A 22,411-nucleotide genomic window follows, 5' to 3' on the forward strand; every position below is an offset into this window, starting at 1 on the left:
CCTCGCTTCGCTCCGGTCATCGGGACGCTCCCTGATCCAACTCGGCCTCGATCGCCTCGCGGACCTTCTCGCGCACGTCGGGGACCTCGATGCGCTCGACGAGCTGGCCGAGGAACCCGCGGACGACCATGCGGCGCGCGTCGTCGAAGGTGATGCCGCGCGCCTGGAGGTAGAACAGGTGCTCGTCGTCGAGCCGTCCGGACGCCGAGGCGTGCCCCGCGCCCGCGACCTCGCCGGTGAGGATCTCCAGGTTCGGGACGGAGTCGACCCGCGTCCCGTCGGTGAGGACGAGGTTGCGGTTCAGCTCGTAGGTGTCGGTGCCCTCGGCCTCGGCGCGGATGATGACGTCGCCGATCCAGACGGCGTGCGCGTCCTGGTCCTGGAGCGCGCCGCGGTAGTCGACGCGGCTGCGGCAGTTTGGGACGGCGTGGTCGACGAGCAGCCGGTGCTCCAGGTGCTGGCCGCCGTCCACGAAGTACACCCCGTACAGCTCGGCGTCGCCGCCGGGACCGTCGTAGGACACCGACGGCGAGATCCGCACGACGTCGCCGCCGAGCGACACGTTGTGCGAGACGAACCGGGCGTCGCGGCCGAGGCGGGCGTGCTGGTGGGAGACGTGGACGCTGCCGTCCGCCCAGTCCTGGAGGCTGATCACCGACAGCCGGGCGCCGTCGCCGACGACGAACTCGACGTTGTCGGCGTAGGTCGCGACGCCGCGGTGCGCGAGCACGACGGTCGCCTGCGCGAACGGCTCGACGATCACCGTCGTGTGCCGGTAGGCGGCGGCCGAGGCGTCCTCGCCGCGCAGCCGCAGCACGGTCGGCGCGGACGCGGCGGTTTCCTTCGGGACGGTCACGACCACGGCCTCGGTGAACGAGTTCCACGCCTGGGCGCTGACCCGGTCGGCGGGGACGTACGCCCTGCCGAGGCGGGCGTCGTCGCGGCCGACGGTCTCGACCGTCACCTCCGGCGCCGCCTCCGCCTCGACCAGGACCTTGCCGCCCTCCTCGGCGGTGCCGTTGTGCAGGCCGCGCAGGCGGCGCAGCGGGGTGAACCGCCACTCCTCCTCGCGGCCCGTCGGCACGTCGAAGTCGGCGACCTCGTACGACGCCTTGTCGTGCAGCGTCGACAGAGGCTTCTGCTCCAGCCCCATCAGCCGACGGCTCCTTCCATCTGCAGCTCGATCAGCCGGTTCAGCTCGAGGGCGTACTCCATCGGCAGCTCGCGCGCGATGGGCTCGACGAACCCGCGCACGATCATCGCCATCGCCTCGTCCTCGGTGAGGCCGCGGCTCATCAGGTAGAAGAGCTGCTGCTCCGACACCTTGGAGACGGTCGCCTCGTGGCCCATCTCGACGTCGTCCTCGCGGACGTCGACGTACGGGTAGGTGTCGGACCGGCTGATCTGGTCGACGAGCAGCGCGTCGCACTTCACGGTGGACTTGCTGTGCTCGGCGCCCTCCTGGATCTGCACGAGGCCCCGGTAGGACGTCCGCCCGCCGCCGCGCGCGACCGACTTGGAGATGATGCTGGACGAGGTGTTCGGCGCGGCGTGCACCATCTTGGCGCCCGCGTCCTGGTGCTGGTCCTCGCCCGCGAACGCGATGGACAGCGTCTCGCCCTTGGCGTGCTCGCCGAGCAGGTAGACGGCCGGGTACTTCATGGTGACCTTGGAGCCGATGTTGCCGTCGACCCACTCCATGGTGGCGCCCTCGTAGGCGACGGCGCGCTTGGTCACCAGGTTGTAGACGTTGTTCGACCAGTTCTGGATCGTCGTGTAGCGGACGCGGGCGTCCTTCTTCACGACGATCTCCACGACGGCGGAGTGCAGCGAGTCCGACTTGTAGATCGGAGCGGTACAACCCTCGACGTAGTGGACGTACGACCCCTCGTCGGCGATGATCAGCGTCCGCTCGAACTGGCCCATGTTCTCGGTGTTGATCCGGAAGTAGGCCTGGAGCGGGATCTCGACGTGCACGCCCGGCGGGACGTAGATGAACGAGCCGCCCGACCAGACGGCGGTGTTCAGCGCGGCGAACTTGTTGTCGCCGACCGGGATCACCGAGCCGAAGTACTCCTGGAAGATCTCCGGGTGCTCACGCAGGCCGGTGTCGGTGTCGACGAAGATGACGCCCTTCTCCTCAAGGTCCTCGCGGATCTTGTGGTAGACGACCTCCGACTCGTACTGCGCGGCGACGCCCGCGATCAGGCGCTGCTTCTCGGCCTCGGGGATGCCGAGCTTGTCGTAGGTGTTCTTGATGTCCTCGGGGAGCTCCTCCCAGGACGCCGCCTGCTGCTCGGTCGACTTGACGAAGTACTTGATGTTGTCGAAGTCGATGTCCGACAGGTCGGAGCCCCAGGTCGGCATGGGCTTCTTGCTGAACAGCCGCAGCCCCTTGAGGCGCAGGTCGAGCATCCACTCGGGCTCGCCCTTCTTGCCCGAGATGTCGCGGACGACGTCCTCGTTCAGGCCGCGCCGCGCCGAGGCCCCGGCCTCGTCGGAGTCGGCCCAGCCGAACTTGTACCTGTCGAGCCCCTCCAGTTCGGGGTGGGCTGCCGTAGTCATAGGGAGGTCCCTCCGGACTCCTCGTCACTGGTCAGTTCTTCGCTCGCGGCGGCATCGCCGCCGCTCCGGCCGCTCTCGCCGGGCCCGCAGAGCGAGTGCGGGCTGACGTGGGTCGTGCAGATCCCGTCGCCGTGGGCGATCGTGGCCAGCCGCTGCACGGGGGTCCCGAGCAGGCGGCTGAACGCCTCGGTCTCGGCCTCGCACAGCTCCGGGAACTCGGCGGCGACGTGCGCGACCGGGCAGTGGTGCTGGCAGAGCTGCTCGCCGCCGCCCGGCTGCGGCGCCTTGGCCGCGGCGGCCGCGTAGCCGTCGCCGGACAGCGCCTCGGCGAGCGTGCGGACCCGCTGGTGGAGCGGCGCCTCCTGCACGACGGGCCGGTAGCGGCGCTCCAGGTCGGCGATCTGCCGCCGGGCGAACTCGGCGACCGCGCGCTCCCCCGCCGTCTCGGCGAGGAAGCGCAGCGCGCTCGTCGCCAGGTCGTCGTAGGCGTGCACGAACGCGTTGCGCCCGGCGTCGGTTATGGCGAACCACTTGGCGGGACGCCCCCGGCCGCGCCGGGTCTGCGGCGTCCGCGCCTTGCGGACCTCGATCATGCCCTCGGCCAGCAGCGCGTCCAGGTGCCTGCGGACCGCGGCGGGCGTGAGGCCGACGCGCTCCCCCAGCGTGGACGCCGTGACCGGTCCGTGCTCGAGGATCAGCCGGGCCACCCGGGCGCGGGTGTCGCGCTCGGTGCGGCCGGGCGCGGACGGCACGCCGGCGGACCGCGTACCTGCGGTCTCCGTGCTCGCCCGATCCTCGCTCACGTTTTTCACAACATCAGTGTGCCGTAATTCCTTCCCGGCAAACACCGGAACGCCGATGTCGTAGCTCACGCAGGTAAGCCTTACCTAACACGCGGCTGCGCGTCCGGCGCCGCGGCGGGGCGCCGGGCGGCGCCGCGCGGCAGCACCAGCACCGGGCAGGGCGCGGCCCGGACGATCTTGCCGGAGCTCTCCCCGAGGAAGACCTTGCGGAGCGGCCCGTCGTGGCTGGACAGGCAGGCCAGCACCTCGCCCGGCAGCATATCGACCGCGCCGAGCGCCTTGGCGACGCCCGTCCCGGCGGCGGTCTCGCGCTCGACGCGCGGGGCCGCGTCGAGGAGCCCGGCGGCGGCGTCCCGCAGGTCCTCCTCCGCCTGGACCCGCCGGCGCTCCATCATCGCGTCCGCGTCGCGGAACCTGGCGGCGAGGCCGGGCGGCCTGAGCACCAGCGTGAGCAGCCGCAACGGCACCCCGAGCGACGCGGCGAACGCGGCGGCGCTCGCCAGCGGGCCTTCGGCGCCCGGCCGCCGCCAGTACGCGACGGTCATGCGCGCCAGCCGGTCGGGCGGGTCGGCGGCGTAGCCGCGCGGGGCGAGCAGGACCGGCACCGGCGAGCCGTGCAGGAGCTGGTCGGCGGTGCTGCCGATGGCGATCCGGCCGCGCCGCCCGCGCGGCGCGGACCCGATGACGACCAGGTCGGCGGCGGTGTCGCGGGCGATCTCGATGAGGCCGCGCCCGCTGCCCCGGTGGGCGTGGACGCGCCACGTCGGCTCCGGCGCGCCCGTCCCGGCAAGCCGCGCCGCCGCCCGGTCGAGCGCGGACCGCGACTCCTCCCTGAGGTAGGCGACCCATTCGGCGTCGACCGAGCCGGGGCCGCGCGCGGGCCAGGGCGGCGGGTGGACGTTCGCGACCACCAGCGACCCGCCCGCCGACCGGACGACCAGCGCCGCCAGCGCGAGCGCGTCGTCGCCGCGCTCGTCCGGCGAGTAGCCGAGGAGGACGCGCGGCCCGTTCACCGGGCGCTCCGTCCGGACGGTTCGCCCGCCAGCCGCGAATGGCGGCGGCCGTAGAGGAAGTAGGCGGCGAGGCCCACGAGGCTCCACAGCGCGAACACCGTCCAGGTCACCCCGCCGAGGCCGACCATCAGGTAGACGCAGAACCCGACGCCCGCGAGCGGTGTCACCGGGTAGAGCGGGGTGCGGAAGCTGCGCGGCAGGTCGGGGCGCGTCCGCCGCAGCACGATCACGCCCACGCTGACCAGCGCGAACGCGAACAGCGTGCCGATGCTCGTGGCGTCCACCAGGCGGCCGAGCGGGACGACGGCGCCGAGCGTCCCGATGAACGCGGCCACGATGACGGTGTTGGCGACCGGGACGCGCCGCCGCAGGCTGACCTTCTGGAACACGTCGGGGACGAGCCCGTCCCGCGACATCGCGAACAGGATGCGGGTCTGCCCGTACATGACGGTGAGGACGACGCTGGCGATCGCGATCACCGCGCCGAGCGAGAGGATCATCGACGGCCAGGTGCGTCCGGTCGCCTCGTTCAGGACCTCGGCGAGCGACGCCTCCGAGCCGCTGAGGCTGAACCTCGTCCAGTGCATGGCGGCGACGGCGGCGAGCCCGACGAGCACGTACACGGTCGTGACGATCGCCAGCGACAGGACGATCGCGAGCGGCAGGTCGCGGCGCGGGTTCTTCGCCTCCTCGCCCGCCGTGGACGCGGCGTCGAAGCCGATGTAGGAGAAGAACACCTTGGACCCGGCCGCGCTGATGCCCGCCCAGCCCATCGGCGCGAACGGGCTCAGGTTGCCCGACTTGAAGGCGGTGAAGGCGACCGCGCAGAAGAACAGCAGCACGCCGATCTTGAGGAACACCATGATCGTGTTGGCGGTGGCGCTCTCCGACGTCCCGCGCAGGAGCAGGAACATCGCGAGCAGCACCACGGCCACCGCCGGGACGTTGACCACCCCGCCCTCCCCCGGCGGCCCGGCCAGCGCCGCCGGGATCGTGAAGCCCGCCGCGTCGTCGAAGAACGCGCTCAGGTAGGCGCCCCAGCCGACCGCGACGGCCGACACCGACACGGCGTACTCCAGCAGCAGGCACCAGCCGCAGACCCACGCGACCAGCTCCCCGAGCGTCGCGTACGAGTAGGAGTAGGACGAGCCGGACACGGGGATCGTCCCGGCCAGCTCCGCGTACGACAAGGCCGAGAACAGCGCGGTGACGGCGGCCAGGACGAACGACAGCACGACGGCGGGCCCGGCCAGCGGCACCGCCTCGCCGAGCACGACGAAGATCCCCGTGCCGAGCGTCGCGCCGACGCTGAACAGGGTGAGCTGGAGCAGGCCCATCGTCCGCCTGAGCTCGCCGCCCTCGCCCTGGCCGCCCTCGGCGACGATCCGGTCGACCGGCTTGGTCCGCAGCAGGCTCCGCGCGAACGAGACGGGCGCGGGCTTCGGCGGGGCGGTCACAGCGTGCTCGCCAGCGGCCAGGTCGCGTTGGGGGTGACGATCGTGCCGGCCGTCCCGTCGAGGATCTCCACGCACTGGTCGAGGCGCCCGATCGCGGCCATGTCGCCGGTCCGCTCGACGAAGCTCGCCGCCGCCTCGACCTTCGGGCCCATCGACCCGGCGGGGAACTCCTCGGCGCGCAGCTCGTGCGGCGTGGTGTGGACGATCTCCTCCTGGCGCGGCGTCCCGTAGTGGCGCATGACGCGGGACACGTCGGTGAGGATGAGCAGGGCGTCCGCGTCCATGCTCTCGGCCAGGACGGACGCGGTGAGGTCCTTGTCGATCACCGCCTCGACGCCCTCCAGCCGCCCGACGTCGTTGCGGAACACCGGGATGCCGCCGCCGCCCGCGCACACCACCACCGTGCCGAGCCGGACCAGCTCCCTGATCAGCCGCGTCTCGATCACCCGCTGCGGGCGCGGGGACGGCACCACGCGGCGCCAGAGCTCCCCGTCCTGGCGGACCGTCCAGCCGTACTCGGCGGCGAGCTTCTCCGCCTCCTCCCGCTCGTACACCTGCCCGACGAACTTGGTCGGGTTCTCGAACGCCGGGTCCACGGCGGAGACCAGCGTCTGGTTGATCATGGCCATGACCTGGCGGCCGGGCAGCGCGTTCTGCAGCGCCTGCAGCATCCAGTAGCCGATCATGCCCTGGGTCTCGGCGCCGATCGTGTCCAGCGGGTACGGCCGGGTCAGGTTCGGGTCGTTGACGCTCTCCAGCGACAGCACCCCTACCTGCGGGCCGTTCCCGTGCGTGACGATCAGCTCGTGCCGCTCGGCGAGCGGCGCCAGCGCCCGCACCGCCCGGTCGACGTTGCCGCGCTGGAGGTCGGCGTCGGGCGTGTCGCCCCGCTCCACCAGCGCGTTCCCACCGAGCGCGACGACGACGCGCATCCTGCCCCCTTCCCCTTCCGCGCTCCGGCCGGTCAGCCGAGCGTCGCGACCATGACCGCCTTGATGGTGTGCATCCTGTTCTCCGCCTCGTCGAAGACGATGGAGGCGTCCGACTCGAACACCTCCTCGGTGACCTCCAGGGCGTCCAGGCCGGTCTTCTGGAAGATCTGCTCCCCGACGACCGTGTCCCGGTTGTGGAAGGCGGGGAGGCAGTGCATGAACTTCGCGTCCGGGTTGCCGGTCGCGCGCATGACCTCGGCGTTGACCTGGTAGGGGCGGAGCAGCGCGATCCGCTCGTCCCACCGCGCGGCGGGCTCGCCCATCGACACCCACACGTCGGTGATCACGAAGTCGGCGCCGCGGACGCCCTCGGCGACGTCCTCGGTGAAGCGGAGGTCGGCGCCGGTCGTGGCGGCCACCTCGGCGGACGGCGTGACGACGGTCTCCTCGTCCGGCCACAGGGCGCGCGGCGCGACGACGCGGACGTTCATGCCCGCCAGCGCGCCCGCCGCCAGGTAGCTGTGGCCCATGTTGTTGCGGGCGTCGCCCAGGTAGGCGAACGTGACGCCGTCCAGGGGCCCGCCGCTGTGCTCGCGCATGGTGAGGAGGTCGGCGAGCATCTGCGTCGGGTGCCATTCGTCCGTCAGGCCGTTCCACACCGGGACGCCCGCGTACGCCGCCAACTCCTCCACCAGCTTCTGGCTCGACCCGCGGTACTCGATGCCGTCGTACATGCGTCCGAGGACGCGGGCCGTGTCCTTCATCGACTCCTTGTGGCCGATCTGCGTGCCGCTCGGGTCGAGGTAGGTGACGTGGGCGCCCTGGTCGTGCGCGGCGACCTCGAACGCGCAGCGCGTCCGGGTGGACGACTTCTCGAAGATCAGCGCGATGTTCCGGCCGGTCAGAGCCGGGACCTCGGTGCCGCCGCGCTTCGCGGCCTTCAGATCCGCGGCGAGGTCGAGCAGGGACCCGAACTCCTCCGGTGTGAAGTCGAGCTCCCTGATGAAGCTGCGCCCGCGAAGGTCGAACGCCATCGTCCACTCCTTGGTCGTGCGGGATCGTCTTGGTCGTGCGGGATCGTCCCGCGGTCAGGCGTCCCGTTCGAGCGGGCAGGTCATGCAGCGGGGGCCGCCGCGCCCGCGGCCGAGCTCGCTGCCCCGGATGGTGATCACCTCGATGCCGTTGCGGGTGAGGTGGTCGATGCTGGTCGCGTTGCGCTCGTAGGCGACGACCACGCCGGGCGAGACGGCGAGGACGTTGGCGCCGTCGTCCCACTGCTCGCGCTCGGCGGAGAAGACGTCCTGCGTCGGGACGAGCACCTTGACGTCGTCCAGGCCGAGGGCCGCCGCGATGACGCGGTGCATGTCCTCCGGCGGATGGTCGGTGATCTTGAGTTCCTTCTCGGTGTCTCCCGGCTCGACGGTGTGCGAGGGCAGCATCCCCATGCCCGCGTACTTGGTGAACACGCCGTGGTCGACCATGGTCATCACGGTGTCGAGGTGCATGAACGCCCGCTTCTGCGGCATCCGCAGCGCCACGATCTTCTGGCAGGACCCGGAGGCGAACAGCGACTGGGCGAGCATCTCGACCGCCTGCGGCTGCGTCCGCTCGCTCATCCCGACCAGGACGGCCCCGTTCCCGATCACCAGGACGTCGCCGCCCTCCAGGGTCGCCGGGGCCATCGCCGTCCCGGTGTTCCAGACGTGGAACCCGCCCGCCTCCGGCCTGCCGTAGCCGGACGCGAACAGCGGGTGCCAGCGGTAGATCGCCTCCATGTTCACGGTCTCGCGCATCCGCGCCTTCATGCGCATCGTGTTGATCGAGACGCCGTCGTAGATCCAGCAGGACGTGTCGCGCGTGAACAGGTGGTTGGGCAGCGGGGTCAGGACGAACCCGTCCGTCCCGATGGAGTGGAACGCGATGGACGCGGGCTCCTCCATCCGCTCCAGCATCTCCCGCTTGGTGATGCCGCCGATGAGGAAGGCGGCCAGCTCGTCGACCTCCATGGCGTCGAAGCAGTTGCGGATCGCGTCGGTGGCGAGCGGCCCGTACCAGTGCGGGTCGACGACCGCGTCGAGGACGTGCTTGCGCGCCTCCGGGATCCCGATCGTCTCGCGCAGCAGGTCGAGCAACAGGTACGTGCGGACGCCCTGCGAGCGCAGGACGTCCTCGAACTCCTCGTGCTCCTCCATCGCCCGCCGCACCCACAGCACGTCGTCGAACAGCAGACCGGCGGCGTTGGACGGGGTGAGCCGCTTCAGCGACAGCTCGGGCCGGTGGATCAGGACACCCCGCAGCCGCCCGACCTCCGAACCGACATGGAACGGCATCCCCCACCTCCTCCGGCGCGGCCACGCCGCCGCACCCCGCCCCGGCCGCCGGGACGGGCCCGCCGACACGGCGGGAAATTCCCCCCGCTCAGGCGGGCGAAACTAGATCGACTTCAGCCCCGCGGCTTTGCCCGACCTTTCCCGGCCGGGGCGGCGGGACCGGGCGCGGAGCGCGCCCGTCCCGGATCTAGACTCGTCGGCATGACACCCCCCGGAGACGGCGCCGTCGAGCTGCACCGGCTCGTGAAGCGCTACGCCGCGGCCGGCGGCGAACGCCGGGCCGTGGACGGCCTCTCGCTGAGCGCCGCCCGGGGCGCGGTCACCGCGCTGCTCGGCCCGAACGGCGCGGGCAAGACGACCACGATCGAGATCTGCGAGGGGTTCCGCCGGGCCGACTCGGGGACCGTCCGCGTCCTCGGCCTCGACCCCGCCGCCGACGGGCGCGCGCTCAGGCCGCGGGTCGGCGTGATGCCGCAGTCCGGGGGCGTGCCCGGCACGGCCCGCGCGGGCGAGTTCCTGCGGCTCGTCGCCTCGTTCCACGCCACGCCGCTCGACCCGGCCGCGCTGCTGGAGCGGCTCGGCCTCACCGAGCACGCCCGCACGCCGTACCGGCGCATGTCGGGCGGGCAGCAGCAGCGCCTGTCGCTCGCCGTCGCCGTGGTCGGACGCCCCGAGCTGGTCTTCCTCGACGAGCCCACCACCGGCCTCGACCCGCAGGCCAGGCACGCCACCTGGGAGCTCGTCGGGGAGCTGCGCGCCGCCGGGGTGTCGGTGGTGCTGACCACGCACAACATGGACGAGGCCGAGCGCCTGTCCGACCACGTGGTGATCGTCGACCACGGCAGGGTCGTCGCCGAGGGCGCGCCCGAGGAGCTGACGGGCGCCGAGCGGCAGCTGCGGTTCCGGGCGCGTCCCGGGCTCGGGCTGGAGGAGCTGCTGTCCGCGCTGCCCGCGGGGAGCGCGGCGAAGGAGTCGCCCGCCGGGCACTACCTCATCGAGGCGGACGTCGACCCCGGCCTCCTCGCCACCGTCACCGCCTGGTGCGCGTCCCACGGCGTCCTCACCGAGGACCTGCGGATCGAGCGCCGCACCCTGGAGGACGTCTTCCTCGAACTGACCGGACGGGAGCTGCGCCCGTGACCGCCCCGCTCGACCTGTCGCCCGCGCCGGGGGCCGCGCCGCCGCCGCGGATGATCCTGTCCCAGGCCGCCTACGAGGTGCGCGCGGTGCTGCGCAACGGCGAGCAGCTCCTGCTGACGCTGATCATCCCGGTGGTGCTGCTCACCCTGTTCAGCGCCACGTCGCTGCTCGACCTCGGGCCCGGCGACCGGGTCGACTTCCTCGCGCCGGGCGTTCTCGCGCTCGCGGTGATGTCGACGGCGTTCACCGGGCAGGCCATCGGGACGGGCTTCGAGCGCCGGTACGGCGTCCTGAAGCGGCTCGGCGCCACGCCGCTGCCGCGCGGCGGGCTGATCGCCGCGAAGACGCTCAGCGTCGTCGCCGTCGAGGCGGTGCAGGCCGTGGTGATCTGCGCGGTCGCGCTGGCGCTCGGCTGGCACCCGCACGGCGACCCGGGGTCGGTGCTGCTCCTGCTGCTGCTCGGCACGGCGGCGTTCAGCGGGTTCGGGCTGCTGATGGCGGGCACGCTGCGGGCGGAGGCGACCCTCGCCGCCGCCAACCTCGTCTACATCCTGCTGCTCGCGGTGGGCGGCGTCGTCTTCCCGCTGGACGAGTTCCCCGGCGGCGTGCGGGACGCCTTGGAGCTGCTGCCCGTCTCGGCGCTGGCCGAGGGGCTGCGGGACGTCCTCCAGGACGGCGCGGCACTGCCGGGCACGCCGATGATCGTCCTCGCGGTGTGGGCCGTCGCGGGCCTCGCGCTCGCCGCCAAGTTCTTCAAGTGGGAGTGACCGGGTTCGGATGGGAGTGACGGGGGTGGGGGATGGCTTCCGCTGAGGCGCCGGGGTCCTACGGGGGAGCGTCCCGGCCGGCGGCGGGGCGCTTCCGCGTCCGCGCACTGTCGGTCCGCACGCTGTCGCTCGGGTCGGTGCCGCCGCCCGCGCTGATCCTGCTCGGCATCATCTCGCTGCAGGTCGGGGCGGGCCTCGCCAAGCACCTGTTCGACCGGCTGCCGCCGAGCGCCATCGTCACGATGCGGCTGCTGACCTCCGCGGTCGTCCTCGGGTTCCTGGCCCGGCGGGCGCTGCGGACGGTGCTGCGCGACCACTCCCGCTCCAGCCTCGCCATCGCCGCCGGGTTCGGGCTGGCGCTGGCGCTGATGAACTTCTCGATCTACCAGTCGTTCGCGCGGATCCCGCTGGGCGTCGCGGTGACGATCGAGTTCCTCGGGCCGCTGACCGTGTCGATCGTCGCGTCCCGGCGGCCGCGGGACGCGCTGTGGGTCGTCCTCGCCGGGGCGGGCGTCGTCATGCTGGCGCGCGGCGGCTCCGGCGGCCTCGACCCGGCCGGCATCGCGTTCGCGCTCCTCGCCGGGACGTGCTGGGCCGGGTACATCCTGCTCACCGCCGCGACCGGCAAGCGGTTCGCCGGCTCCACCGGCCTCGCGGTCGCGAGCATCGTCGGGACGTTCGCGATCCTGCCGCTCGGCGTCGCGTCCGCCGGGACGGCGCTGCTCGACCCCCGGCTGCTGCTGGTCGGCGTCGGCGTCGGGCTGCTGTCGTCGGTGATCCCGTACTCGCTGGAGCTGGAGGCGCTGCGCCGGATGCCGGCGCGGGTGTTCGGCGTCCTGATGAGCCTGGAGCCCGCCGTCGCGGCACTGGTCGGGCTGGCGCTGCTCGGCGAGGTCCTCACCGGACGGCAGTGGATCGCGATCTGCTGCGTCATCGTCGCCTGCGCCGGGGCGACCCGCAGCCAGCAGAACCCGCCGGAGGCCCCCGAGGCGTGACGCCCCGGGGTGTGGTGGCCTCCGGCGGGTGGTCTCACAGCCTCATCCGGCGGATGGCGACGCCCACGCAGTCCCCCGGACGGACGTAGCCGAACTCGCGGGAGTCCCAGCTCAGCGGCCGGTTGTCGCCCACCACGACCAGCGCGCCGCGGGGCACGACGTCCTCCGGGACGTCGCGCAGCGCCGGGCACGCCTCGCGCGGCACCGGGTCGCCGCCGACCGCCGCCACGCGCTTTATCAGCAGCAGACCGTGCTTCGCGTACGACTCCAGCTCCGCCGCCGAGGGCTCCACCTCGACGGCGGTCGCGGCCTCCGGCGGCGGCCCGTCCAGCAGCGGGACGCGCGCCCGCACCACGACGATCTGCCCGCGGCGGGCCCGCGGCGTCCGCCGGACCAGCAGCCGGTCGCCGGAGCGCAGCGCGGGCTCCATGCTCCGCCCCGACACCGTCGCCACCAGCAGGCGCCGCCGGATCCCGAGGGCCACGAGGACGACCGCGACCGCCGCGCCCGGCACCGCCCACCCGATCGTCCTCATCCCGCCGCCACCTCCGGCGCCTGGTAACCGGCGGCCTGGAGGCGGAACAGGCGGGCGTACGGGCCGTCCGCCGCGAGCAGCTCGTCGTGGGTGCCGCGCTCGGCGATCCGCCCGTCGGCGAGGACGACGACGAGGTCGGCGTCCCGCACGGTGTTGAGCCGGTGGGAGATCAGCAGGCTGGTCCGGCCGTCCCGGTGGGCGCGCATCTCGGCGTGGACCCGGTGCTCGGCCTCCGGGTCGAGTCCGGAGCTGGGCTCGTCCAGGATCATCAGGTCGCGGCCCTCCCGGACGAACGCGCGGGCGAGCGCGAGCCGCTGCCACTGGCCGCCCGAGAGGACCACCCCCGTGTCGGGGTCGGTCTTGTCCGCTTCGGAGAAGAACATCCTGGTCAGGAGTGTGTCGTAGCCGCGCGGAAGGCCCGCGACCTCGTCGTGGATCCCCGCGCGGACGGCGGCCGCCCGCAGCCGCTCCGGATCGTCCAGGGCGGGGAGGTCGCCGAGCCCGATGTTCTCGGCGGCGGTCATGTCGTAGTGCATGTGCTCCTGGAAGACGGCGCTGATCCGGTCCCGCAGCCGCTCGGGCGGGATGTCGCGGAGGTCGACGCCGTCCCAGAGGATGGCCCCTCGGGTCGGGTCGTACATGCGGCACAGCAGCTTGACCAGGGTGCTCTTGCCCGCGCCGTTCAGCCCGACGAGCGCCACCGCCCGTCCCGCCGGGATCAGCAGGTCCACCCCGGACAGGACCCAGGGGTGGTCGTCGCTGTAGCGGAACCACACGTCCCGCAGCCGGACGCCCTCGCGCAGCGGCGGCGCGTCGCCGTCCGCGGCGCGCGGCAGGTCGGGCTCGGCGCGGACGACGGCCGCGAAGTGCGTGAAGGCGAGCAGCCGCGCGTGGACGACGGCCACCGACATGACGGCGGAGTCGAGGGCCGACTGGACTCCGGCGACCGCCGCGACGAACAGGGCGACGTCCCCGACGCTGAGGGCGCCGTGCCGCGCGGCGGTGACGGCCCACAGCAGCCCGCCGCCCGCGACGACCGCGCTCAGCGTGGTGAGGCCGCCCTGCGTGGCGAGCTCGCGCAGGTCCATCCGGCGGTCGGCGCGGTTCACGCGGAGCCGTTCGGCCATCATCCGGGAGCGCAGGAACGCGCCGATGCCGAACAGCCGGATCTCCGTCGCCGCCTGGACCCCGGTCAGCAGCCCGTTGTAGAAGAACTCGCGCCGGTGCGCCATCTCGTTCCCCCACTGGACGGCCGCCCGCCGCCGCGCCAGCAGCAGCTCCGCGACCAGCACCGGCACGGCGGCCAGCAGGACGACCCCGGTCATCACAGGGCTGAGGACGAGGAGCGCCCCGACGAACCCGGCCAGCGACAGCGCCCCGCGGAGCGTCCCGGCGACGCCCTCGACGAGTTGGCCGACGCCCGCCGCGCCGTCCTGGGCGAGCCGCAGCCGGTCGAGGAAGGCCGGATCCTCGAAGCGGCGCAGGCCCACCTGCCTTTCGGTGGCGGCGAAGAGCCGGTCGGTCGCGACGGCGGACGCCGCCCGGCCGGTCTGCGCGCTCAGGTACCGGACGAGCGGCGGCGTCGCGGCGGTCGCGAGCCCCGCCCCGACCAGCGCGACGGCGACCCCGCCGACCGCGCCCTGCGGCGCGGCCAGCCGGTCGATCACGACCTTGGTCAGCCAGGCGGTCGCGACGGGCGCGCCCGCCGCGGACACGGTCAGCAGCAGATGCCCGGCGGCCCCGCGCGGCGCGGCGCGCACGACCAGCGGCACGGCCGTCGCGGCGGCGGTGGCGGCGTCCCGCAGGCCGAACCGCGGCCCCTTGGCGGACGCCGGGACGAGCGCGGTCATCCGCGGGCCGGTAGGGGGAGGTCGGTCAGACGGCCACCCGTCGCGAGGACGGTCCGGTCGTCGCCCATCAGGTAGAGCGCGGGCGTCCACTCGTTCTGGAACGCCGCCGAGACCGGGCCCGCCTGGTCCTCCTCCACGACCAGCCGGACGTCGGGCGCGAGGGTCGCGACCAGCTCCGGGTCGTCCCCGGCGATCACCGCGAGGACGTTCTCCCGGCCGGCCGCGCGGGCGTGCTCGGCGACGCTGGGCGCCTGGGCGTGGCACGGACCGCAGCCCGCGGAGAAGAACGCGACCAGGGCGGGGAGCGTCGCGTCGGTCACGGGCTCGCCGTCGGTGGTGCTGGAGGCGAACGCGGCGGGCCGCGAGCCGGGACGCAGGACCACCGGGGGGCCGGAGTGCGTGGTCCCGGCGGCGGCCGGCTCCTTCAGCCGCCGCGCGAGCGCGAGGGTGAGCAGCAGGTTGAGGACGGCGATCAGGCCGACGAGGACGACGGCCGCGGCGAGGTAGGGCATCAGGAGCCTCCCGTGAGCAGGTGGGCGAGGTCGTCGAGCGACACGATGAGGACGGCGGCGAGGGCGCCCGCCGCCGCGGCGACGACGGCGCCCGCGACGGGGGTGGGCCGGGAGGCGGTGAGCCCGAGCAGGCAGGCGGCGAACAGCACCCCGTTGCGGACGAGGTGCCGGACCCCGAGCGGGGCGCTCCGGGTGCCGAAGCAGCGGCACGCTGCCCGGGGTCCGCCGCCCGCGACGACCCGTCCGATGGCGGCGCCGAACGCGGCGAGGAGCGCCGCCGCCAGGCAGAGCGCGTAGGGCCGGGTCGCGGGCGGGACGGACCCGGCGGCCACGACGGCTTCGAGCGCGACCACGAGGACGGCGAGGGGCATCGTCCACCGCCCCGGCAGGCCCGGGACGAGACCGGGCACGGACGCGGCGAAGCCGCGCAGGTCCCGGAGCTTGGACACGACCCCGACGAGGAAGACGAGCCCGACCAGGCTCGCGCACCCCACGTGCAGGTACCCCACGCCGTCCTCCCCATTGAGAGCGGTTCTTCCAGGGCGGTCTATGGGGAACGGGCGACGGCGCGCCGCCGCCCGCGCCCTACGACCGGATCACCAGTGGCAGATGTTGCCGGTGCGGCGGTCCGTGCAGCCCTGGTTCAGGCAGCAGGTGCGATAGACGATGTGGTTGCTGATGCAGTAGGTGGTGGTGGTGCAGGAGGCTGCGACGGTGGCCTTGCCCGCGATACGGGTGAGCAGCTTGTCGGCGATACGCGGCATGGTGGTGTCTCCTCTCCGGCCGGGTCCCGGCCGGTCAGTCGGAACGATCGTGAAGCGGTCTGTCGGCGGCGGCATGCCGCCGCCCCGGCCCACGGCCGGACCGGCTAGCAGAGGTCGCGGGTACGGACTTCCGAGCAGCCCTGGTTCAGGCAGCAGGTGCGCAGGTAGATGTGACCGAAGCGGCAGATGGCGGTGGTGCTGCAGGCGGCCTCGGCGGCGGCCTTGCCCGCGATGCGTGCGAGCAGTTTGTCGGCGATGCGCGACATGGCGTGTCCTCTCCGGCCGGGTCCCGGCCGATCGGTTGGAGCGATCATGGAACGGTCCGGAATTTCGGCACAAGAGTCATGATCGTTTTTCCCTGGAACGTGCCATCGCCCCAGGACGCGGCAATATCGGCACCGCTTGATATCAACTCAAATTGACCGAAACCTGTCTTATTGATGTTGATAGATCAACCATCCGGGCGTTCGCGGGCGGCGGACGGGCGCGGTGGCGGGAGGCCGGCGGGGCGTGGAAGGATCGGAGGCGTAGTGATCGTCCAGCGAGGGGAGCAGCCGTGGCCGGCCGGAACGAGGAGCAGGGGATGCCGCCCGAGTTCTTCGAGGCGAGGTCGCCGTCGTTCGTCGACCTGCTGCGCGCCCACTCCCCCGAGCTGCTGCCGGTGAACCGGGTGCCGGACGGCGACGTGCCCGAGCTGCCGCACGGGACGACCGTCCTCGCGCTGACGTTCCCCGGCGGCGTCATGATGGCGGGCGACCGGCGCGCCACGCAGGGCAACCGCATCGCCTACCGCGAGCTCGACAAGGTGCAGCGCGGCGACGAGTACTCCGCCGTCGCGTTCGCCGGGACGGTCGGGCTGGCGCTGGAGATGGTCCGGCTGTTCCAGGTGGAACTGGAGCACTACGAGAAGATGGAGACCGTCCCGCTGTCGCTGCCGGGCAAGGCCCGCAGGCTCGGCGCCGTCATCCAGGCCAACCTGGCGCAGGCGCTGCAGGGGCTCGCGGTCGTCCCGCTGCTCGCCGGGTACGACCCGGACGCCGACGAGGGACGCATCTACACCTACGACATCACCGGCGCGCCCCAGGAGGCCCGGCACTTCCACGCGGACGGCTCCGGCTCCCCCCACGCGACGGGTGCGCTGAAGAAGCTCTACCGCACCGACCTGTCCCTGGAGGACGCCGCGACGGTCTGCGTCCAGGCCCTCTACGACGCGGCCGACGACGACACCGCCACGGGCGGCCCCGACCCGGCGCGCCGCATCTACCCGACGATCGCGGTCGTCACCGCCGACGGCTACCGGCGGCTGCCCGAGGAGCAGGTGGCCGCGATCGCCGACGAGGTCCTGCGGGCCCGCCTCGACGCCCCGAACGGCCCGGTCGCGCCGCTGCGCTGACCCCGCGCCGGGGGCCGGGTGCGGGCCGGGAAACGTCGTACCCGGCTCCTAGACTCGAAGGCATGGCACGGGCGAACGACGAGGCTGCGGCCCTCATCCAGGAACTTGCGGACCTGCTGTCCATCACCGGCGGCGACGCTTTCAAGATCAGGGCGTACGAGAAGGCCGCGCGGGCGATCGCGGGCCATCCCGGCGACGTCTCCGAGCTCGACCTCGCCGGGCTGCGCAAGATCCCCACGGTGGGCGAGGCGATCGCGAAGAAGGTCCTCGACTACACGACCACCGGGACGATCCGCCAGGTCGAGGAGCTGCGGACGCAGATCCCCGCCGGGGTGCGGGCGCTGACCGCCATCCCCACCCTCGGCCCGAAGAAGGCCCTCACCGTCTACGAGGAGCTCGGCATCTCGTCCGTGGACGACCTCGCCGACGCGATCAAGGAGGGGCGGCTGCGCGGCCTCAAGGGCTTCGGCGCCAAGACCGAGGAGAACATCCTCCACGGCATCGAGCTGATGCGCAGCTCGGGCGAGCGCGTCCTGCTCGACGCCGCGGCGAGCGTCGCCGACGAGGTCGTCGCCATGCTCTCCGGGCTGCCGGAGGTCGAGCGGTGCGAGCACGCGGGCTCGCTGCGCCGGATGCGGGAGACGATCGGCGACGTGGACGTCCTCGCCGCGTCCCGCGACCCGAAGCCGATCATGGCGGCGTTCACCGCGCTGCCGTTCGTCGCGGAGGTCGTCGCGAGCGGCGAGAAGAAGACGTCGATCCGCACCGCGAAGGGGCTCCAGGTCGACCTGCGGGTCGTCCCGCCGGAGTCGTGGGGCGCGGCGCTGCAGTACTTCACCGGCTCGCAGGCCCACAACATCCGCACCCGCGAGATCGCGGTGAAGGCGGGGCTCAAGCTCTCCGAGTACGGCCTGTTCGACGCCGAGACGGACGAGCTGATCGTCTCCGCGACCGAGGAGGAGGTCTACGAGCGGCTCGGCCTGCCCTGGGTCCACCCGACGCTCCGCGAGGACACCGGCGAGATCGAGGCGGCCCTCAAGGACGACCTTCCCCGCCTCGTCACCGTCGACGACCTGCGCGGCGACCTGCACAGCCACACCGACCTGACCGACGGCGTCGCCTCCCTCGCCGACATGGTCGCCGCCGCGCACGCCCGCGGCCTGGAGTACTACGCGATCACCGACCACGCGCCCGACCTCGTGATGCAGCGCATGACGGACGAGAAGATGCTCGCCCAGCGCGCCGAGGTCGCCGAACTGCAGAAGGAGTACCGCGACCTCACGCTCCTGCACGGCACGGAGCTGAACATCGGCCCGGAGGGCGGCGTCGACTGGGACGCCGACTTCCTTTCGGGCTTCGACGTGTGCGTCGCGTCGATCCACTCGCATTTCACCCAGGACCAGGAGACCATGACGCGGCGGCTCGTCCGCGCGTGCGAGAACCCGCACGTCCACGTCATCGGACATCCGACGGCCCGCAGCATCGGCCGCCGCCCGCCGGTCGACGCCGACTGGGACGAGGTGTTCCGCGCCGCCGCCCGCACCGGCACCGCCATGGAGATCGATTCGTTCCCCGACCGGCTCGACCTGCCCGCCGACCTGATCCGCCGCGCGAAGCGCTTCGGCGTGAAGTTCTCCGTCGACACCGACGCGCACTCGCTCGGGCACCACCGCAACATCCGCTACGGCGTCGGCACCGCCCAGCGCGGCTGGCTCACCCCGGACGATGTGATCAACACCTGGCCGCTCGACCGGCTCCGCGCGTTCCTCAAGAAGCGCTGAGCGCGGGCCGTCGGCGGGCTGAGGGCCGTCAGGCGGGCTGCGGGGCCTCCGCCTGCACGGGCTCCACCACGGGAGCGGCGGTCGGCACCTGCCCCCGGTCGCGGAGGGCGAAGAAGAGCCGGAACGCCGTGATCCACATGAGCACCGCGCCGAGCATGTGCAGCAGCACGAGTCCCTCGGGGACGCCGAGCGCGTACTGGATGTAGCCGATCGCGCCCTGGACCACGATGATCCCGGCCAGCTCGTGCGCCCGGCGGCGCGCCGCCGCCGGGGCGCCGGTCCGGTGCAGGACGAGGATCATGACCAGCGTCAGCCCGATCGTGACCCAGGCCAGCTCGCCGTGAACGCGGGCGACGTCGGTGATGTCGAAGCCGTACCGGCGGGACTCGGCGTCCCCCGCGTGCGGCCCGGTGCCGGTGACGACGGTGCCCGCGACGAGCACGGCCGCGCACGACACGAGCAGCGCGGCGGCGAGGCGGCGCGTCCACGGCCCGGCGAGCGGGCGCGGCGGCGCGTCGCCCTCGCCTGCGCGGACCCACAGCGCCACGCAGAAGACCAGCAGCGCGGGCGAGACCAGGAAGTGCAGCGACACGGCCGCCGGGTGCAGCTTGGTCAGGACGACGATCCCGCCGATGACCGCCTGCGCGACCACGCTCATCGGCTGCGCCAGCGCCCACCACACGAGGTCCTTGCGGCGGGGCCGCAGCCGCAGCGCGGCGACGAACACGAGCACCCCGACGCCCAGCACCACGAACGTGATCAGCCGGTTGCCGAACTCGATCGACATGTTGAGCCAGTGGTGCTCGGGGTCGTGCGTCGGGACGAGGCTGTCGCCGGAGCAGCGCGGCCAGTCGGGGCAGCCGAGCCCGGACTTCGTCACCCGCACGGCGCCGCCGCTGACGACGATCACCACGTTGCCGAGGACGCCGACGAGCGCGAGCAGCCGCAGCGACCCGGCCGTCGGGCGCCACACGGCGTCCCGGGTCCGGGTCAGGAGGGAGGAGGTCCGACGCTCTGCCACGGCACCAATCGTATGGCCGCCCCACCGCGCCCCCGCCCCGCCCCCCGGCAAGCGCCCGGCCCGGACCCGCACCGGCCTCCGATCGGTCAGTAGCGCGGGGCCGGTGGACCTCCGTAAGGGCCCTGTGGGGTGAAGCCCGATGGCCCCGGCCCCGCCCACGGCGGGCCGCCGAGGCGGCTCGCGCCGGGACGCGGCGGCGTCCGCAGGAACGCCTGCCGGGCCAGCGACATCAGGTTCAACAGCGAGTCGCGCCGGGTGACGAACCAGGCGGGCTCGGCCACGCCGCGGTCGGCGCGCTTGTGCAGCAGCGCCAGCTCGGTCGCGGCGAGCTGGTAGTCGGTCATGGCGCGGGCGGCGGGCGGGCCGCCGACCGCGCGGGCCCACCGGCGGGCGGCGCGGCGGGACGGCAGCGAGCGCAGCATCCGCACGTCCTGCGGCGTGACGAGGCCCGTCCCCGCGTACATGGGCAGGTACGCCTCGATGCGCCGGACGGTCCCCCGCCGCTCCACCAGCACGATGACCATCAGGACCACCAGGACGCAGAAGTCCAGCAGGTAGACGACGCCGAGCCCGCCGAGCCCGTACGAGGCGGCGCCGTTCCACAGCCCGTGCAGGACCATCGCGCCGAGCAGCCCGGCGAGCGGGGCGAGGAGCTGCCAGCGCCGGTGCGTGGCGGCGTAGGCGACGCCGAGCCCGGTCATCGAGGTGAACAGCGGGTGGCTGAGCGGCGCGACGAGCCCGCGCAGGATGAACACGGCCTGGAGCTGCTGGGCCCCGCCCTCCTCGAAGGCCCGCATGTAGTACGTGATGTTCTCCATCATGGCGAACCCGAGGCCGACCATGGCGGCGTAGATGATCCCGTCGGCGAACCCGTCGATCTCGTTGCGGCGGAACCACAGCAGCCCGAACAGGACGGCGCCCTTCAGCGTCTCCTCGATGACGGGCGCGCCGAACGTGGCGCTGACGAAGTGCCCCTCCGTCTCGCCGAAGACGGGGACGGTCACGTACAGCAGCCCGAGGGTGTTAAGGACCAGCGCGCCGAGCACCGCGATCCCGGCGCCCCACAGGAAGGAGAAGGCCAGGGCGCGCGGCGGCTCCGGCTCCAGCCGGTCGAGGGTGAGCGCGAGGGCGACCAGCACCGGGATGGGCAGGATGGCGAGGACGACCCCGACCCAGAAGCCCGCTCCCCCGATGGCGACGTCCGCGCCGAGCGCGATCAGGACGCACAGCCCCGAGACGGTCATACCGATGATCATGCCGACCGGGGGCCGGCCGGGAACCCGGCCCTCCAGCACCGCCTTGGGGTCAAGTTGCGCCATGCCGCCGAGCGTAACCGCCGGTCGGCCGGAGCGCTAAGCCCGGCCCGACACGGACGGTGACCGCCCGGCGACCCGGCTCAGCGCAGGATCGGGTCGACGGCGACGGCCGTGAACAGCAGCGCGAGGTACACGTTCGACAGGTGGAAGAACCGCATCGGGCGCAGGTGGACGCCCGTCACCCCGGCCCGCACCGCACGCAGCAGCCGGTGCCCCTCGGCGAGGAACACGAGGCCGAGGACGACGGCGACCGCCCCGTACACCGGTCCCATCCCGGCCACCGGCCACAGCAGCAGCGAGCACGCGACGGTGGCGTAGGTGTAGACGAGGCTCTCGGTGACGACGCGGCGCTCGCTCGCGACGACCGGCAGCATCGGGACCTTGGCGACCGCGTAGTCGTCGCGGTAGCGCATCGCGAGCGTCCAGGTGTGCGGCGGCGTCCAGAGGAACACGACGCCGAACAGGACGAGCGGCGTCCAGGCGACGCCGCCGGTGATCGCGGCCCAGCCGATGAGGACGGGCATGCACCCGGCGATCCCGCCCCACACGACGTTCTGCGAGGTGCGGCGCTTGAGGAGCAGCGAGTACACGAAGACGTAGAACAGGATCGCGAACAGCGACCCGGCGGCGGCGACCGGGTTGACGGCGACCAGGAACCCGGCGGTGGACAGCGCCGCGAGCGTGATCCCGAAGATCAGGGCGCGGGCCGGGGTGACCTGGTGGCGGGCCAGCGGACGGCGCCGGGTGCGGCGCATCTTCGCGTCGATGTCGCGGTCGATGTAGCAGTTGATCGCGTTGGCGGCGCCCGCGGACATGGTGCCGAACGCCAGCGTCAGCAGCACGGTGGACAGCGGCGGGACGCCCCCGTCCGCCAGGAACATCACCGGGATGGTGGTGATCAGCAGCAGCTCGATCACCCGCGGCTTGGTCAGCGCCACGTACGCGCGCAGCCGCGCGCCGAGGGTCCGCGCCTCCGCCTGCTCGGCGGCGGCCACCGGCACGAGCGGCGCCGCCGGCGCCCCCGGCGCCTGCGAGTCGAGGTCGATCTCGACCCCGCGCTTGTTACTGAGCACCGTCACAATCGGGTCCACGTCCAACTAGGGATGGGGAAATCGCGTACCAGCTCGGCGGCGCCCCCGCGATCCGGGCCGGCCTCGGCTGGGATTCGATCTCGCTTCGTTTCCTGCCGCGGCCGCTGTCGTCAACCGCGCAATCACTGTAGTCCGCCCCCTCCGCC

General features: G+C 73.3%; 22 protein-coding genes. 5 read left to right on the top strand and 17 right to left on the bottom strand.

Annotation, left to right across the window (positions count from 1 at the left end; genetic code table 11):
• Positions 1-16: 16 nt before the first annotated feature.
• The 8 genes from sufD to FXF68_RS32365 form a co-directional block, all read right to left on the bottom strand.
• Positions 17-1,153, bottom strand: coding sequence for a Fe-S cluster assembly protein SufD (gene sufD / locus FXF68_RS32330; RefSeq protein ID WP_148765908.1), 1,137 nt, complete (start codon positions 1,151-1,153; stop codon positions 17-19).
• Positions 1,153-2,565 carry a Fe-S cluster assembly protein SufB gene (gene sufB, locus FXF68_RS32335; protein WP_067886989.1) on the bottom strand — a complete coding sequence of 471 codons (1,413 nt, stop codon included), beginning with the start codon at positions 2,563-2,565 and terminating at the stop codon, positions 1,153-1,155. Before sufB ends, sufD begins: the two co-directional genes overlap by 1 nt.
• On the bottom strand, positions 2,562-3,377 hold the full coding sequence (locus FXF68_RS32340) for a helix-turn-helix transcriptional regulator (RefSeq protein WP_425458629.1): 816 nt from the start codon (positions 3,375-3,377) through the stop codon (positions 2,562-2,564). Before FXF68_RS32340 ends, sufB begins: the two co-directional genes overlap by 4 nt.
• Positions 3,378-3,448: 71 nt before the next feature.
• Positions 3,449-4,381 (bottom strand): universal stress protein, encoded by a 933-nt coding sequence (locus tag FXF68_RS32345; protein ID WP_148765911.1) that lies wholly within the window; start codon positions 4,379-4,381, stop codon positions 3,449-3,451.
• Positions 4,378-5,838, bottom strand: coding sequence for an amino acid permease (locus tag FXF68_RS32350; RefSeq protein ID WP_222870169.1), 1,461 nt, complete (start codon positions 5,836-5,838; stop codon positions 4,378-4,380). Before FXF68_RS32350 ends, FXF68_RS32345 begins: the two co-directional genes overlap by 4 nt.
• A complete protein-coding gene (arcC, locus tag FXF68_RS32355) occupies positions 5,835-6,770 on the bottom strand; it encodes a carbamate kinase (RefSeq protein WP_148765913.1) in 936 nt (311 codons plus the stop codon). Before arcC ends, FXF68_RS32350 begins: the two co-directional genes overlap by 4 nt.
• Positions 6,771-6,802: 32 nt before the next feature.
• A complete protein-coding gene (argF, locus tag FXF68_RS32360; RefSeq protein ID WP_148765915.1) occupies positions 6,803-7,804 on the bottom strand; it encodes an ornithine carbamoyltransferase in 1,002 nt (333 codons plus the stop codon).
• Positions 7,805-7,858: 54 nt separating this feature from the next.
• Positions 7,859-9,100 (bottom strand): arginine deiminase, encoded by a 1,242-nt coding sequence (locus tag FXF68_RS32365; protein WP_148765917.1) that lies wholly within the window; start codon positions 9,098-9,100, stop codon positions 7,859-7,861.
• A 201-nt stretch (positions 9,101-9,301) separates the two neighbouring features.
• On the opposite strand from FXF68_RS32365, the gene FXF68_RS32370 reads away from it, so the two are divergent.
• Genes FXF68_RS32370 through FXF68_RS32380 form a run of 3 tightly spaced genes read left to right on the top strand, consistent with a single transcriptional unit; the run spans position 9,302 to position 12,002 of the window.
• Positions 9,302-10,240 carry an ABC transporter ATP-binding protein gene (locus tag FXF68_RS32370; RefSeq protein WP_148765919.1) on the top strand — a complete coding sequence of 313 codons (939 nt, stop codon included), beginning with the start codon at positions 9,302-9,304 and terminating at the stop codon, positions 10,238-10,240.
• Positions 10,241-10,290: 50 nt separating this feature from the next.
• Entirely contained in the window at positions 10,291-11,007 is a 717-nt protein-coding gene (locus FXF68_RS32375; protein ID WP_148766182.1) for an ABC transporter permease, read from the top strand.
• 32 nt (positions 11,008-11,039) lie between these two features.
• Entirely contained in the window at positions 11,040-12,002 is a 963-nt protein-coding gene (locus tag FXF68_RS32380) for an EamA family transporter (protein ID WP_148765921.1), read from the top strand.
• A gap of 34 nt (positions 12,003-12,036) precedes the next feature.
• On the opposite strand, the gene FXF68_RS32385 is transcribed toward FXF68_RS32380, so the two are convergent.
• From FXF68_RS32385 to FXF68_RS42695, 6 genes are all read right to left on the bottom strand, one after another.
• Complete coding sequence (locus FXF68_RS32385) at positions 12,037-12,537, bottom strand: S26 family signal peptidase (protein ID WP_148765923.1); 501 nt, start codon at positions 12,535-12,537, stop codon at positions 12,037-12,039.
• Positions 12,534-14,387, bottom strand: coding sequence for an ABC transporter ATP-binding protein (locus tag FXF68_RS32390; RefSeq protein ID WP_148765925.1), 1,854 nt, complete (start codon positions 14,385-14,387; stop codon positions 12,534-12,536). Before FXF68_RS32390 ends, FXF68_RS32385 begins: the two co-directional genes overlap by 4 nt.
• Positions 14,384-14,899 carry a thioredoxin domain-containing protein gene (locus FXF68_RS32395; protein ID WP_148765927.1) on the bottom strand — a complete coding sequence of 172 codons (516 nt, stop codon included), beginning with the start codon at positions 14,897-14,899 and terminating at the stop codon, positions 14,384-14,386. The genes FXF68_RS32390 and FXF68_RS32395 overlap by 4 nt, the downstream gene beginning before the upstream one ends.
• On the bottom strand, positions 14,899-15,408 hold the full coding sequence (locus FXF68_RS32400; RefSeq protein ID WP_148765929.1) for a MauE/DoxX family redox-associated membrane protein: 510 nt from the start codon (positions 15,406-15,408) through the stop codon (positions 14,899-14,901). The genes FXF68_RS32395 and FXF68_RS32400 overlap by 1 nt, the downstream gene beginning before the upstream one ends.
• Positions 15,409-15,495: 87 nt before the next feature.
• Entirely contained in the window at positions 15,496-15,663 is a 168-nt protein-coding gene (locus tag FXF68_RS42690) for a hypothetical protein (RefSeq protein WP_187438197.1), read from the bottom strand.
• A 104-nt stretch (positions 15,664-15,767) separates the two neighbouring features.
• Positions 15,768-15,929 (bottom strand): hypothetical protein, encoded by a 162-nt coding sequence (locus FXF68_RS42695; RefSeq protein WP_187438198.1) that lies wholly within the window; start codon positions 15,927-15,929, stop codon positions 15,768-15,770.
• A 317-nt stretch (positions 15,930-16,246) separates the two neighbouring features.
• Here FXF68_RS42695 and prcB point away from each other — a divergent pair, with 317 nt between their 5' ends.
• On the top strand, positions 16,247-17,056 hold the full coding sequence (gene prcB, locus FXF68_RS32405; protein ID WP_148766184.1) for a proteasome subunit beta: 810 nt from the start codon (positions 16,247-16,249) through the stop codon (positions 17,054-17,056).
• Between the two features lie 62 nt (positions 17,057-17,118).
• The gene (gene polX, locus FXF68_RS32410) at positions 17,119-18,837 is read left to right on the top strand and encodes a DNA polymerase/3'-5' exonuclease PolX (protein WP_148765931.1); all 1,719 of its coding nucleotides are present in this window, start codon (positions 17,119-17,121) and stop codon (positions 18,835-18,837) included.
• A gap of 28 nt (positions 18,838-18,865) precedes the next feature.
• Here the strand turns inward: polX and FXF68_RS32415 are convergent, their stop codons facing one another.
• From FXF68_RS32415 to FXF68_RS32425, 3 genes are all read right to left on the bottom strand, one after another.
• Positions 18,866-19,858 carry a COX15/CtaA family protein gene (locus FXF68_RS32415; protein ID WP_187438199.1) on the bottom strand — a complete coding sequence of 331 codons (993 nt, stop codon included), beginning with the start codon at positions 19,856-19,858 and terminating at the stop codon, positions 18,866-18,868.
• Positions 19,859-19,944: 86 nt separating this feature from the next.
• Positions 19,945-21,177: a PrsW family intramembrane metalloprotease gene (locus tag FXF68_RS32420; protein WP_148765933.1), complete on the bottom strand. Its 1,233-nt coding sequence runs from the start codon at positions 21,175-21,177 to the stop codon at positions 19,945-19,947.
• Positions 21,178-21,254: 77 nt separating this feature from the next.
• Entirely contained in the window at positions 21,255-22,253 is a 999-nt protein-coding gene (locus FXF68_RS32425) for a heme o synthase (RefSeq protein WP_425458630.1), read from the bottom strand.
• Positions 22,254-22,411: the final 158 nt, after the last annotated feature.

It is taken from the genome of Actinomadura decatromicini (genome assembly GCF_008121305.1).
GTDB lineage: Bacteria > Actinomycetota > Actinomycetes > Streptosporangiales > Streptosporangiaceae > Spirillospora > Spirillospora syzygii.

Excerpts from the sequence above, each read along its gene's own strand:
- sufD (WP_148765908.1), bottom strand. The coding sequence starts at position 1,153 with ATGGGGCTGGAGCAGAAGCCTCTGTCGACGCTGCACGACAAGGCGTCG.
- FXF68_RS32380 (WP_148765921.1), top strand. The coding sequence starts at position 11,040 with ATGGCTTCCGCTGAGGCGCCGGGGTCCTACGGGGGAGCGTCCCGGCCG.
- FXF68_RS32420 (WP_148765933.1), bottom strand. The coding sequence starts at position 21,177 with ATGGCGCAACTTGACCCCAAGGCGGTGCTGGAGGGCCGGGTTCCCGGC.
- FXF68_RS32390 (WP_148765925.1), bottom strand. The coding sequence starts at position 14,387 with ATGACCGCGCTCGTCCCGGCGTCCGCCAAGGGGCCGCGGTTCGGCCTG.
- FXF68_RS32395 (WP_148765927.1), bottom strand. The coding sequence starts at position 14,899 with ATGCCCTACCTCGCCGCGGCCGTCGTCCTCGTCGGCCTGATCGCCGTC.
- FXF68_RS42690 (WP_187438197.1), bottom strand. The coding sequence starts at position 15,663 with ATGCCGCGTATCGCCGACAAGCTGCTCACCCGTATCGCGGGCAAGGCC.
- polX (WP_148765931.1), top strand. The coding sequence starts at position 17,119 with ATGGCACGGGCGAACGACGAGGCTGCGGCCCTCATCCAGGAACTTGCG.
- FXF68_RS32370 (WP_148765919.1), top strand. The coding sequence starts at position 9,302 with ATGACACCCCCCGGAGACGGCGCCGTCGAGCTGCACCGGCTCGTGAAG.
- FXF68_RS32385 (WP_148765923.1), bottom strand. The coding sequence starts at position 12,537 with ATGAGGACGATCGGGTGGGCGGTGCCGGGCGCGGCGGTCGCGGTCGTC.
- arcC (WP_148765913.1), bottom strand. The coding sequence starts at position 6,770 with ATGCGCGTCGTCGTCGCGCTCGGTGGGAACGCGCTGGTGGAGCGGGGC.
- FXF68_RS32375 (WP_148766182.1), top strand. The coding sequence starts at position 10,291 with ATGATCCTGTCCCAGGCCGCCTACGAGGTGCGCGCGGTGCTGCGCAAC.
- FXF68_RS32365 (WP_148765917.1), bottom strand. The coding sequence starts at position 9,100 with ATGCCGTTCCATGTCGGTTCGGAGGTCGGGCGGCTGCGGGGTGTCCTG.
- prcB (WP_148766184.1), top strand. The coding sequence starts at position 16,247 with ATGCCGCCCGAGTTCTTCGAGGCGAGGTCGCCGTCGTTCGTCGACCTG.
- sufB (WP_067886989.1), bottom strand. The coding sequence starts at position 2,565 with ATGACTACGGCAGCCCACCCCGAACTGGAGGGGCTCGACAGGTACAAG.
- FXF68_RS42695 (WP_187438198.1), bottom strand. The coding sequence starts at position 15,929 with ATGTCGCGCATCGCCGACAAACTGCTCGCACGCATCGCGGGCAAGGCC.
- argF (WP_148765915.1), bottom strand. The coding sequence starts at position 7,804 with ATGGCGTTCGACCTTCGCGGGCGCAGCTTCATCAGGGAGCTCGACTTC.